The sequence below is a fragment of the Sphingomonas flavida genome (assembly GCF_036663655.1).
Classification (GTDB): domain Bacteria; phylum Pseudomonadota; class Alphaproteobacteria; order Sphingomonadales; family Sphingomonadaceae; genus Sphingomonas.
The window spans coordinates 191,185-204,006 of the sequence record NZ_JAXOJH010000005.1 but is presented as its reverse complement, the minus strand read 5'-3'; the positions used below and the strand labels follow the sequence as shown (position 1 = coordinate 204,006).

Here is a 12,822-nt window from a genome sequence, read left to right as displayed (position 1 = left end):
ATGATCCACAAGCGGCCTCGACGGCAAGCCTTTGCGGCGGGCCGATGCACCCGCCGCCTCGACCGACGCTCACGCCGCCAGCTGGATATCCCCCGACGCGACCACCCGCGAAAACAGCGGGAAGATGTGCTCTACCGCGAAGGTATGAAGTTCGCTCGACCGCGAGGCGCAGGCGTCCTCGGCGATGACGATGTCGTAGGATAGCTCCCACGCCGAACGGGCGGTCGATTCGACGCCCATATTGGTCGAGATGCCCGCGATCACCACCGTGCGCACGCCACGTCGCCGCAGTTGCAGGTCCAGGTCGGTGCCGGTGAACGCACCCCAATGATGCTTCAAGACGACGATGTCGCCGGGCTGGCGCAGGTCGGGGACGAATTCGCTGAACGCGGGCGGCGTGCCTTCGGGCGGCAGGCTGGGGCGATCGGCGTTGAGGCTGGGCAGCGTTTCGGGCGTGAAGCCGACATGGACCAGGACGACCGGCGCGCCCGCTTCGCGAAAGCGCGCGGCGAGGGTCCTGGCGGTCGCCACCACCGCCTCACCCGATCGCGGTCCGCCCGCATGGGGGACGATGCCCTGTTGCAGGTCGATCAGAATGAGCGCGGTGGTCCGGGGATCGAGTTTCGTCATGCGGTCTCAACCGGCAGGGGCGGCGGGGCGTTCCGTCAGAGACGGCCGAACACCGCCTCGAACCCCGCACGGTCGCCCGCCGCCAGCAGCCGCGCCTGTTCCAGCCAGCGGTCGCGCGCCATGCGGCCCGAAAACGCCCCGAGCTGCGCATCCAGCGACTGGGCCTGCGCTTCGCTGAGCGCGGCCATGTCGCCGACCGTGGTGATGCCGTGTTCGGCCAGCTTCTGGGTCAGCTTGGGGCCCAGGCCCTTGAGCAGGGTGATCGGCTGATCCTCGGGACGTGCCGATTCGGCCGGGGTGGGCGCGGCCTCGGCGGCCGGGCTTGCCGCCATCGGCGCGGCGGCGGCCACCGGTTCGTCGTTCAGCGGCTCGGCCGTGACGACCGGTTCTTCCGGCACCGTGGGCGACGGCATCACCGGCGTCGGAGCCGGAGGCGGGGGAGGCGGCGGCGCACTCGGAGCCGGCGTGGGGGTCGGTGTCGGGACGGGCGTCGACGCCGGAGCCTTCTGGGGCTCGGTCAGCGAGGCTTCGCTGATCGGCTTGCTGTCGGGCTGGCGCAGCGCCATTCCGGCTTCCTGCGCATTCTCCTCCACCCGGCGCGCGGCATGGCGGCGGCGGCGCTTCAGGCGCGTGCCGATCACGATCACCGCGATCGCGGCCAGCGCGACGATGGCGAGCAGGACGAAATGGATGGTCGTGATCGCGGCCACGCCATCGGGAATCAGGCTGGTCGCCGGTGCTGCTGTCGTGTCGTTCATCGCTTCACCCTATCATGTCCCAAGGCCCCGATCGCCAGCCCAATCATCGGATCAGGCCGGAGTTCCCGCTTCGCGCGCAACCTCGCGCCAGCCGATGTCTCGGCGGCAGAAGCCATCGGGGAAGCGGATCGCATCGACCGCGCGATAGGCGGCGGCCTGCGCCTCGCCCACCGTGGGCGCGCTGGCGGTGACGGCCAGCACCCGGCCGCCGCTGGCGACCAGCTGCTCGCCGTCCATCTTCGTGCCCGCCTGGAACACCACCGCGCCGGTCGCCTCGGCGGCGTCGATCGCGTCGATGCCGCCGCCCGCCCTGGGCGTGCCGGGATAGCCCGCCGCCGCCATCACGACGGTCAGTGCGGGATCGTCCGAGAAAGCAGGCGCAGGGATTTCGGCCAGCCGCCCCTCGGCCACCGCCAGCATCACCGCCAGCAGGTCGCCCTGAAAACGCAGCATCAGCACCTGACACTCCGGATCGCCGAAGCGGGCATTATATTCGATCAGCTTGGGCCCCTGCTCGGTCAGCATCAGCCCGGCGTAAAGCACGCCCGAAAACGGCGTTCCCTCGGCACGAAGCGTATCGACGGTGGGGCGCACGATCCGGTCGATCGCCTGTCGCTCCAGCTCGGGGGTCAGCACGCGCGCGGGGCTGTACGCGCCCATGCCGCCTGTGTTCGGGCCGGTATCGCCGTCGCCGACCCGCTTGTGATCCTGTGCCGAGCCGAAGGGGAGGAGCGCCTCCCCATCGGTCAGGACGAAGAGACTGGCCTCCTCGCCCTCCAGAAATTCCTCGATCACCACTTCGGCGCCGGGGACCGAGAACAGGTCGGTGATCGCCCCCTCGGCCTCGGCCTTGGTGAAGGCGACGGTCACGCCCTTGCCCGCCGCCAGGCCATCGGCCTTGATCACCACCGGCAGGCCGAAGGTCGTCGCGAGCGCGGCTTGCGCCTCGGCCAGCGTGTTCACGCGGACATAGCCCGCGGTCGGGATGTCGGCGCGGCGGCACAGGTCCTTGGTGAAGCCCTTCGACCCCTCTACTTGCGCGGCGGCCTTGCTGGGCCCGAACACCGGCACCCCCTCCGCACGCAGCGAATCGGCCAGGCCGTCGACCAGCGGCGCCTCGGGGCCGACCACGACCAGGCCGATGGCGTGATCCTTCACGAACGCCACCACGGCATCGTGATCGGTCGCGTTCAAGCCTACGCAGGTCGCATGGGCCGCGATACCGGGGTTGCCGGGCGCGGCGTAGAGCGTATCTAACCCGTTCGACTGTGCCAGCTTCCACGCCAGCGCGTGTTCGCGGCCACCCGATCCCAGCAGCAGGACGTTCATGCCCGATCCTTATCCCTATGACGAAAGTTCGAGGCTGGTAGCCGAGGAGATCGCCGGCGACAACGCGCTCGCGCTATCGGTGGGCGAACTCAGCTTGAAGCTGAAGCGGATGGTGGAGGGCGAGTTCGGCCATGTCCGCCTGCGCGGTGAGATTTCCGGGTATAAGCGCGCGACCTCGGGCCATGTCTATATGAGCCTGAAGGACGAGAATGCGGTCATCGACGCGGTGATGTGGAAGGGGGCGGCGAACACGCTGCCCTTCCAGCCGCAGGACGGAGTGGAGGTGATCGCCACCGGCCGCCTGACCACCTTCCCCGGCCGGTCGAAATACCAGATCGTCGTCGAGCGGATGGAGCTGGCCGGTGCGGGCGCGCTGATGGCGCTGCTGGAGAAGCTGAAGGCCAAGCTGGCGGGCGAGGGGCTGTTCGACCGCGATCGCAAGAAGCCGCTGCCCTTCATGCCGCCGGTGATCGGTGTCGTCACCTCGCCCACCGGCGCGGTCATTCGCGACATCCTGCACCGGCTGGAGGATCGCTGTCCGACCCATGTCATCGTCTGGCCGGTCAAGGTGCAGGGCGAAGGCTCGGCCAGGGAGATCGCCGCGGCGGTCCGGGGCTTCGATGCGATCGAACCCGGCGGTCCGGTGCCGCGTCCAGACCTGGTGATCGTCGCGCGTGGCGGCGGCTCGATCGAGGATCTCTGGTCGTTCAACGAGGAGATCGTCGTTCGCGCGGTCGCCGACTGCTCTATCCCGATCATCTCGGCGGTGGGGCATGAGACCGACACGACGCTGTGCGACTATGCCGCAGACCTGCGTGCGCCCACGCCCACGGCGGCGGCGGAGATCGCGGTGCCGGTGCTCGCCGATATCCGCCTGACCGTCGCCGCGCAGGGCCAGCGCGCCGAACGCTGCGCGCGGCGCTATGTCGAGCGCGGGCGCGAGCGGCTGGACGCGATGGCGCGGCTGCTGCCCAAGCGCGACCAGTTGCTGGGCCCGCAGCGCCAGCGCGCGGACGAGGCGGGGGCGCGGCTGGACCGGGGACTGGAGCGGCGGGTGACGCTGGCGCGCGGCGGACTGGACCGCGCGGGAGCGGCGCTGCGCCCGGCGATCCTGGAGCGGCAGGTGGAGCGCGGCCGCGATCGGCTGGCCTCGACCTGGCGGCTGGTCCAGTCGCTCAACCCCGACCGTATCCTGGAGCGCGGCTATGCCCGGATCACCGCGCGGCCGGGCGGCGAGACCCTGTCCTCGGCGGAAGCGGCGCGGGCGGCGGATACGCTGACCCTGCGCTTCCGCGACGGGACGGTCGATGTCGCGATCGACGGCGGCGGGGTTGAGCGCCCCGCTCCCAAAACCTATGACAAGCCCAAGCGGGAGCCCAAGGCCGATCAGTCCCAACCCAAAGCGGGCAAGCCGGTCCAGCCGACGCTCCTTTGATCGAAAGTAGTATCATGCTGATGTCCAACACCGATCGCCCCGCGCGGCTTCACTATCTGGCCAACGGCTTTCGGGTCCTGTCACCGGGTGATCATGTCGTCTGCGCGGTGACCGGGCGGCGCATCCCGCTGGAAGACCTGAAATATTGGAGCGCGGAACGGCAGGAAGCCTATGCCGATGCCCATGCCACCGCGCAGGTGCTGGCACCGCAATGACGCTGTGGGGCGCGGGTACGCTGCTGGGCCTGGCCGCCTGCGTCGCGTCCGCCGGGCTCGCCATGCGCCCCGCCACAGGCTCCATGTCGCAGGCCGGTTCGATGCCGGTGGCGCCGCCGTCCCCGTCCTTTCGCTGGACCGGCCAGCTCAGCCAGGGGGGATTGATCCGGGGGCAGGCACCTGCCGGCGCGGTGTCGGTGACGCTGGATGGCGAGGTTCTGCCATTGGCCCCGGACGGCACGTTCCTGGCCGGGTTCGATCGCGATGCCGGGCCATCGGCCGAACTCGTCGCGAACCTCGCCGATGGCACCCGGTTTCGCCAGACGCTGACCGTCGCGCCGCGCGCCTGGCGGATCGAGCGGCTGGACCGACTGCCCAAATATCCGGTCCCCGATCCCGAATTCCAGCGCCTGCGCCCGCCCGAGCTGGAGCAGATCCGCGCCGCGCGTGGCCAGGCCACCGACGCGACCGGCTGGCGTCAAACGCTGATATGGCCGGTCACGGGGCGTATCTCCGGCCTGTTCGGGGCGCAGCGCATCTATCGCGGCGAGCCGGGCAGCTATCATTCGGGCACCGACGTCGCGGTCCCCACCGGCACCGTCGTGCGCGCGCCCGCCGACGGTGTCGTGATCCTGGCCGCCGAACAGCCCTTCACGCTGGAGGGGCATCTGCTGATGCTGGATCACGGGCAGGGGCTGAACAGCGCCTTCCTGCACCTGTCGCGCATCGACGTGCGTGCCGGCGAGCATGTCCGCCAGGGCCAGCCGATCGGCGCGGTCGGCGCCACGGGCCGCGCGACCGGCCCGCATCTCCACTGGAGCCTGCAATGGCGCGGACGCAAGCTCGACCCGCTGCTCGTCACCGGGCCGATGCCCTGATCGATCAGCGAATCCGTTTGACCAGGATCGAGCGCCCGCCCGCGATCGAGGCACGGTAGCCGCCGAGCGGCGCCTCCTTCAGCACGATCTTGTCACCGGGATCGGGCGGGAAGGTCAGCGCGTCGACCGTCTGCCAAACCGAGCCGTTGGCCAGTTCCAGGTTCCAGCGGCCATAGACGTTGCTGGACTTGGCCACCGTGACCTTGGTGTCGAGCTGGCGAACCGCGGTCGCATCGTCGTCCTTGCCGCCGCCGAACATCTCGCTGGTCGGCACCGCCAGCCCGAAGCGCGACTGTTTGCGCGCGATCACCGTCTTGCGATCCAGCACCATCAGGTCGCCCGCCGCACGCGAGGCCAGGATGGTGCCCGTCGCGCGGTCGTAACAGGCCAGGCGGTCACGATCTTCGCCTATTGCCTTGCAACGTTGCAGCTCGTCGAACTGGCGAACCGCAGTCCCGTCCTGCGCCAGTACGGGGGCGACAGGACACACTGCCATCGCCGCCGCTATCACCATTTTGCCACACCGATCAGCCGTCGTCATCGTTGTGCACCATACGTCATGATCCGCCCCCAACCTGTTGATCCGGCGCTTATCCGATGGGAACGCGGCGGGTGCAAGACGATCGCTTTATTGCCCGGAGCATATCGGATTTGTCATGAATTGGGCTCTCGGCAGGGTCTGTTGCAGTTATGCTACATTGCAGCAAAAAGGTAATCATTGGTGCAAATGCCGATTGTATAACGTTTTACGGCGCGGTTACGCTCTCACCCATGCGGCAAGGCCAACTTGCGCAGGATTGAGGCCCGATAACGGGCCCATGAAAAGGGGTTAGATATGAAGCAGTTCTTCCGGGGCCAGTTGCTGGCGACCAGCTTGCTGGCCGGTACGGCCATGTTTGGGGCGGCACCCGCCTTTGCGCAGACCACCGATCAGTCCGGCAATGCGCCCGTGGCGGCTCCGCCCGCCGCGCAGGAGCCGGGCGTCCAGACCAGCGAGTCGACCGCACCCGCCACGCAGAGCGGCGACGTCGTCGTTACCGGCACGCTGATCCGCAACCCGAACATCGTCGCGACCAGCCCGGTCCAGGTGGTCGGCCAGGAGGAAATCCGCCTCCGTCAGGTCAACGTCGCCGAGCAGATCCTGCGCGAACTGCCGGGCGCGGTTCCCTCGATCGGTTCGCAGGTCAACAACGGCAATGGCGGCGCGTCGTTCGTCAACCTTCGTGGCTTGGGCACGAACCGCAACCTCGTCCTGCTCGATGGCGCGCGCATTGCCCCCGCCAACCTGGGTGGCGCGACCGACCTTAACAACATCCCGCTGGCGCTGCTCGAGCGCCTGGAAGTGCTGACCGGCGGTGCATCGACCACCTACGGCGCCGACGCGGTCGCGGGCGTGGTGAACTTCATCACGCGCAGTGATTTCTCGGGCGTTGATCTGGCCGTGACCGACCAGATCACCGGCAAGGGCGATGGCCACAGCTACCGCGCCGAACTGACCGTCGGCGCCAATATGGACGACGGCCGCGGCAACGCGGTGCTGAGCATCGGCTACCAAGAGCAGAACCCCGTCTATCAGGGCGCGCGCGACTACGGCATCCAGTCGATCGATTCGTACACCGGCGGCGCCGGTGGTTCGGGCACGACCATCCCAGGCCGCTTCTCGGTCGGTACGACCGGTACGCGCCAGATCAGCCAGGATGGCAGCGCGCTGGTTCCGACCTACTCGCTGTTCAACTTCAACCCGTACAACATCTACCAGACGCCGTTTAAGCGCTTCAACATTTTCGGTTCGACCAAGTATCAGGTCTCCGACCACCTGGAATTCTACAGCCAGGCGATGTTCTCGAAGAACACCGTGTCGACGATCATCGCGCCGTCGGGCACCTTCGGCAATGCGCTGACCGTTCCGATCAGCAACCCGTATCTGTCGGGCGCCGTGCGTGACAGCTTCTGCTTGAACGCGGTTGACGCCGATCCGCTGACGGCGGGCCGCCAGGCGCCGACCCAGGCGCAGTGCAACAGCTACTACGCCGCGACCAGCCCGACCGATGCGAACTACCGCACCTTCACGACGGCCGCCGCGCGCCGCTTCGTCGAGGCAGGTCCGCGTATCTCGGAATACACCACGCAGCTGTTCAACATCCGCGCGGGCGTTCGTGGCGACCTCATCGGCAACTTCAAGTACGACGTGTTCGGCACGTACGGCGAGAGCGAGAACACGCAGCGCCAGTCGGGTAACGGCCTGCTTTCGCGCCTGCAGCAGGCGACGCTGGCGACCAACACCAGCACCTGCCTTACCGCGACCAATGGCTGCGTTCCGATCAACCTGTTCGGTCCGGCTGGCAGCATCACGGCGAACCAGCTGGGCTATCTGCTCGGCGTGACCACGAGCAGCGGCGTGATGACCTCGCTGGGCACCCTGCGCGGCGTCATCAGCGGTGACTTGGGCGTCTCCAGCCCGTTCGCCGACACGCCCGTCAGCATCGCGTTCGGTGGCGAGTATCGCAAGTACACCGCGCGCACGACGTCGGACACGGCCACCCAGACCCCGGCCGAGGTGCTGGGCAATGGCGGCGCCACGCCCAACGCCACCGGTCGCTATGACGTCAAGGAAGGTTTCGTCGAAGTCAACGTGCCCCTGGCCGAGGACAAGCCCTTCTTCCGCAACCTGTATATCGAGGCCGGTGCCCGCTATTCGGATTATTCGCTTTCGGGCGGCAACTGGACTTGGAAGGCGGGTGGCGGCTGGGAGCCGGTCGCGTCGCTCAAGTTCCGTGGTCTGTACACCCGTGCGGTGCGCGCGCCCAACATCGGCGAACTGTTCTCGCCGGCGGTGACCGGTCTCGACAACCTGGCGGTCGATCCGTGCGCGGGTGCCGCGCCCGTGAACAACGCCAACCTGCGCGCCGTCTGTATCGCACAGGGCGCTCCGGCGGCCACGATCGGCAATATCAACCAGCCTTCGTCGGGTCAGATCAACACCACCGGTGGCGGCAACCTGAACCTTGGCGTCGAAACTGCCTCGACCGTGACGATTGGTGCAGTGATCCAGCCGACCTTCCTGTCGGGCTTCTCGCTGACGGTCGATTATTACAACATCAAGGTGAACAACGCGATCAGCTCGCCGACCGTGGGTGACGTGGTCAATGGCTGCTTCGCCAACCTGACCGCTGCCAGTGCGACCAGCGCGGCCTGCACCGGCATCCGCCGTAACCCGCTGACCGGTGGTCTCGACGGCAGCGCCGCAACCACGCCGGGTCTGCCGGTGCCGCTGGCCAATATCGGCCAGCTGCTGACCGACGGTATCGACCTTTCGGCCAACTACCGTCATGATCTCGGCTTCGCCAAGCTGGGGCTGAACTTCAACGGCAACTGGACCAGCCGTTCGAAGTTCAAGGCGACCCCGACCTCGATCTATCGCGAGTGCGTGGGCTATTATTCGGTCAACTGCGCGTCGATCCAGCCGGAATTCTCGTTCAACCAGCGCACCACGCTGAGCATCGACAAGGTCGACCTGTCGGTCCTGTGGCGCTTCCTGTCGCCGACCAAGTACGAACCACTGGCGCTGGCCGACGATATCGCGGCGGGTGGCGGCCCGGTCGCTGCCTATCAGCGCATCAAGGCCTATCACTATTTCGACCTGGCGGCGCAGTTCCAGGCGACCGACCGTTTCTCGCTGCTGTTCGCGGTGCGCAACGTGTTCGACCGCAAGCCGCCGTTCGTCGGTTCGTCGATCGGTTCGACCAGCTTCAACAGCGGCAACACCTATCCGTCGACCTACGATCCGCTGGGTCGTCTGTTCTCGGTCACGGCGCGCGTCACGCTCTGATCTGATCAACCCACTCCATATGAGGGGCGGTGGCTTCGGCCATCGCCCCTTTTTTTATGCCCGCGATCCCGGCCCGTGACGAACGATCCGCCATGACGCGGTGCCGTGCCCCGAGACCCAAAGTTCGCGTTTGCAACATTGCCGATTGGTTCCACCGCTTGTCGCGCTCAACCATCGGTTCATCGTGGCAATAAGGAAACATCAGTGTCTTAAAAAGTGTCGCAATTTGTATCGGCGCTGGCCTCGCTCGGCGTTCTGCAATCGTTATCTGGAGGTAAGCCAGAGGGGGTGACGCATTGTTCGCTGCGCAGCAGCCTGTCGCGACCGCCGAAAATCCCGTCTTTACAAGGGGCGGAGTTGGTATCACTCAAGCAACATTCAGTTACGGAGCAGAAATTCCGTTTCACGGACAACATGCCCCTGGCGCACCGAAAACGGACGCCAGGATGAAAAAGGGGTAATAAAGATGACCAATTCCTGGATCGGTCAGCGTCGGCTCGGCCTGATGGCGACCGTCGCACCGCTTTCGATGCTGCTCGCGGTGCCCGTGACGGCGCAGACTGCGCCTGCGGCGAACCAGAACGCCGAGGACAATGCGCAGGTCGCGCAGGGCGCCGAGCAGGCCAATGCCGGGACCAGCGGCGACATCGTCGTGACCGGCTCGATCATCCGCGGCGCCGATGTCGGCCCGTCGCCGGTGTCGACCATCACCGCCGAGAATCTCGACGCGCGCGGCATCAACACGGTTCAGGCGGGCATTCAGGCGCTGGCGTCCAATAACGGCCCTGCGCTCACCAACTCGTTCACCGCCAATGGCGCATTCGCGACCGGCGCCTCGTCGGTGTCGCTGCGCGGCTTGTCGACCAACTCGACCCTGGTGCTGTTCGATGGCCTGCGCGCCGCCTATTATCCGCTGTCGGATGACGGCACGCGTAACTTCGTCGACCTGAACACCATCCCCGACGACATCGTCGACCGCGTCGAAGTGCTGCGGGACGGCGCATCGTCCAGCTACGGCGCGGACGCGATCGCGGGCGTGGTCAACATCATCACCAAGCGTTCGGTGAAGGGCGTGATGGGCCGCGCCGAGGCGGGTATCTCGCAGCGTGGCTATAACGCGAACCAGCGCCTGTCGCTGACCGCAGGCACCGGCGACCTCGATGAGCAGGGCTACAACGCCTATATCAGCGGCTTCTATTACCGTTCGGAGGGCGTGAAGGCCCGCCAGCTGCCCGCGCCGTTCAACTCCAGCGACGAGCGTGGCATCTGCTCCAGCCGGACCGGCACGCTGGTCTGCGGCCCCAACGGCATCGCCAACGGCCTGGACCAGAACAACCAGTACACCAACGGCTTCGCGATCGGCACGCCGACCTTCTATGTGCGTCCGGCGGATGCGACGAACACCACGGCGCTCGGCCGCTACCAGTTGCTGAACCCGGCGGCGGGCTGCCTCACCGGCACGCCGTACAATCCGACCGCGGCCGAACTGGCGCTGCCCGCCAACGCCACGGCACCGGGCACCGTCTGCCAGGTCGACAACCAGCGGCTGTATGGCAACATCACGCCGGACATCGAGCGTGTCGGCGGATCGGCGCGCTTCACCGCCAAGATCGGTGACACGTCGGAAGCCTATCTGCAGCTCAACTTCCAGCAGGCGACGACCGGCTATACCGGCACCCCGACGGTGCTGCGCGCCAATGCCCCCGCCGGTATCCTGTTCCCGCAATATTCGACGTCGCAGAACGCGACGCCCGCGATCGATCCGAACTCGGCGATCCTGGCGCTGCCGGTCTATGTCTGCGCCCGCACCACCGTCGGCGCGTGTAACGCGACCAACGGCACGCTGAACCCGAACAACCCGTTCGCCGCCGCCGGTCAGGTCGCCCGTCTGGTCGGCGCGCTGCCGAACAGCTTCGAATCGACCCGCACCCGCAGCCGCGTCTACCGCGCCGCCTTCGGCATCAACGGTACGATCTTCGACGATGTCGACTATCGTTTCGATGCGACCGCGATGCACACCGACCTGCGTCTCGAGCAGAGCGGCTATGTCTACATCCAGCACCTGCTCGATGTGATCAAGGACGGCAGCTACAACTTCGTCAATCCGGGCCTGAACAGCCAGGCGACGCTGAACTATCTGACGCCGACCAACATCACCAACGACAGCTCGGACCTGCTGCAGGCGCAGTTCACCCTGGGCAAGGCGATCATGGCGCTGCCGGGCGGCGACCTGCGCGTCGCGGTCGGCGGCTCGATCTTCTACGAAGCGATCGACGCACCCAGCGCCAACTCGGACGAGAACGGCCCGACCCAGCGCTATTTCCGCCTGAACGCCTTTGGTACCAAGGGCAACCGCACCGTCTCGTCGGCCTTTTACGAGGTCAATGCGCCGGTCCTCGACCAGCTGACGCTGAACGCCTCGGGCCGTTACGACCATTATTCGAGCGGCCAGAGCGCGTTCTCGCCCAAGTTCGGCGCGATCTTCAAGCCGATCCGCCAGGTCGCGCTGCGCGGCACCTACTCGCGTGGCTTCCGCATCCCCTCGTTCGGCGAGGCGAATGCACTGCCCACCACGGGTTACGTGACCCAGTCGCTGAACAGCATCCCCGATGCCTTCCTGCGCCAGTACAGCATCAATCCGGGCGCCAGCCAGGTCTGCTCGGCCGCGACTCCGCAATTCTGCTCGGCTTATATCACCAACTATTCGATCGGGCAGACGACGCTGGCGTCGCAGAACCTGGCGCCTGAAAAGTCGCGCAGCTTCACCGCCGGCATCAAGGTCGATCCGGTGCGTGGCCTGTCGCTGACCGTCGATTACTTCAACATCCGCAAGACCGGCGCGATCACCACGCCGAACCTGGCGCCTGCGATCGCCAACTACTATGCTGGCGGCGCGGCCCTGCCCGGGTTCGAGGTCATCCCGGATGCCGTCGACGTCAACAACCCGACCGCCATCCCGAAGATCGCCTTCGTCCGCTCGCAGCTGATCAACGCCCAGACGATCAAGTCCGAGGGTATCGATTTCGGCGTGAACGGCTTCTACGACTTTGGCGCGGTCAAGTGGTCGACCAACCTGAACGCCAGCCTGATCCTGGAGCTGAGCACGACGGTCGATGGCGTTCGCCAGACCTATGTCGACACGCTGGGCAACTTCAACCTGACCGCCGGTTCGGGCACGTTCGAGTGGAAGGGCAACTGGGTCAACACCTTCGACTTCGGCAACTTCGCTCTGTCGGGTACGGTCAACTACACCTCTGGCTATGACCTGTCGGCCATGGACCAGGGCGACGCTTACAAGGATTGCGGCCAGGCCCCGGCCTATTTTGGCTGCCGCGTGAAGAGCTACATCACCGCCGATGCGAACGCGTCGTTCAAGGTCAACGACCGCTTCACATTCTACGTGAACGTGCTGAACGTCTTCAACCGCCTGCCGCCGGTCGATCCGGTCACTTACGGCGCGTATCTGTACAACGCGGTGCAGGGCGGTGACGGCATCTTCGGCCGCTCGTTCCGCGCGGGCGCCAAGTTCAACCTCTAACCCCAGGGTTTCCTACCCCGGAAACCCTCACTCCACGGGGGCGGCCTTGACGGGCCGCCCCCTTTTTCTTGGGCTGGCGCGTATACCGGCGTCCAGTATCGCCACGAAACGATCCGTGTGTCGGATGGGGCAGCTGTGTTGGGAACGACCCGCGCCGCGCTGCCTTGCCGTGACCAGATCACCGGCTGGTTGCCACGCGGGCCGGTTCCT

The 12,822-nt window shown here is 66.8% G+C and carries 9 protein-coding genes; 5 read left to right on the top strand and 4 right to left on the bottom strand.

Features of this window, described 5'->3' with window-relative positions; translation table 11 throughout:
- Positions 1-69 precede the first annotated feature (69 nt).
- From U1703_RS08210 to purD, 3 genes are read right to left on the bottom strand one after another with little or no spacing between them, the layout of a single operon-like run.
- Positions 70-630 (bottom strand): hydrolase, encoded by a 561-nt coding sequence (locus U1703_RS08210; protein WP_332785300.1) that lies wholly within the window; start codon positions 628-630, stop codon positions 70-72.
- A gap of 35 nt (positions 631-665) precedes the next feature.
- Complete coding sequence (locus tag U1703_RS08205) at positions 666-1,388, bottom strand: helix-hairpin-helix domain-containing protein (RefSeq protein ID WP_332785299.1); 723 nt, start codon at positions 1,386-1,388, stop codon at positions 666-668.
- 51 nt (positions 1,389-1,439) lie between these two features.
- The gene (gene purD, locus U1703_RS08200; RefSeq protein ID WP_332785298.1) at positions 1,440-2,717 is read right to left on the bottom strand and encodes a phosphoribosylamine--glycine ligase; all 1,278 of its coding nucleotides are present in this window, start codon (positions 2,715-2,717) and stop codon (positions 1,440-1,442) included.
- Between purD and xseA the strand changes: the two genes are divergently transcribed.
- Genes xseA through U1703_RS08185 form a run of 3 tightly spaced genes read left to right on the top strand, consistent with a single transcriptional unit; the run spans position 2,716 to position 5,245 of the window.
- Positions 2,716-4,152 carry an exodeoxyribonuclease VII large subunit gene (xseA, locus tag U1703_RS08195; RefSeq protein WP_332785297.1) on the top strand — a complete coding sequence of 479 codons (1,437 nt, stop codon included), beginning with the start codon at positions 2,716-2,718 and terminating at the stop codon, positions 4,150-4,152. The two genes, purD and xseA, sit on opposite strands and share 2 nt — an antisense overlap.
- A 14-nt stretch (positions 4,153-4,166) precedes the next feature.
- Entirely contained in the window at positions 4,167-4,367 is a 201-nt protein-coding gene (locus U1703_RS08190; protein WP_320451325.1) for a DUF2093 domain-containing protein, read from the top strand.
- Positions 4,364-5,245 (top strand): M23 family metallopeptidase, encoded by an 882-nt coding sequence (locus U1703_RS08185; RefSeq protein WP_443025775.1) that lies wholly within the window; start codon positions 4,364-4,366, stop codon positions 5,243-5,245. Before U1703_RS08190 ends, U1703_RS08185 begins: the two co-directional genes overlap by 4 nt.
- Before the next feature lie 4 nt (positions 5,246-5,249).
- Here U1703_RS08185 and U1703_RS08180 read toward each other — a convergent pair whose 3' ends face one another.
- Positions 5,250-5,741: a hypothetical protein gene (locus U1703_RS08180; protein ID WP_332785296.1), complete on the bottom strand. Its 492-nt coding sequence runs from the start codon at positions 5,739-5,741 to the stop codon at positions 5,250-5,252.
- A gap of 339 nt (positions 5,742-6,080) precedes the next feature.
- On the opposite strand from U1703_RS08180, the gene U1703_RS08175 reads away from it, so the two are divergent.
- Both U1703_RS08175 and U1703_RS08170 read left to right on the top strand, forming a co-directional pair.
- The gene (locus tag U1703_RS08175; protein WP_332785295.1) at positions 6,081-9,074 is read left to right on the top strand and encodes a TonB-dependent receptor plug domain-containing protein; all 2,994 of its coding nucleotides are present in this window, start codon (positions 6,081-6,083) and stop codon (positions 9,072-9,074) included.
- Between the two features lie 466 nt (positions 9,075-9,540).
- Positions 9,541-12,612 carry a TonB-dependent receptor domain-containing protein gene (locus tag U1703_RS08170; protein WP_332785294.1) on the top strand — a complete coding sequence of 1,024 codons (3,072 nt, stop codon included), beginning with the start codon at positions 9,541-9,543 and terminating at the stop codon, positions 12,610-12,612.
- Positions 12,613-12,822 lie beyond the last annotated feature (210 nt).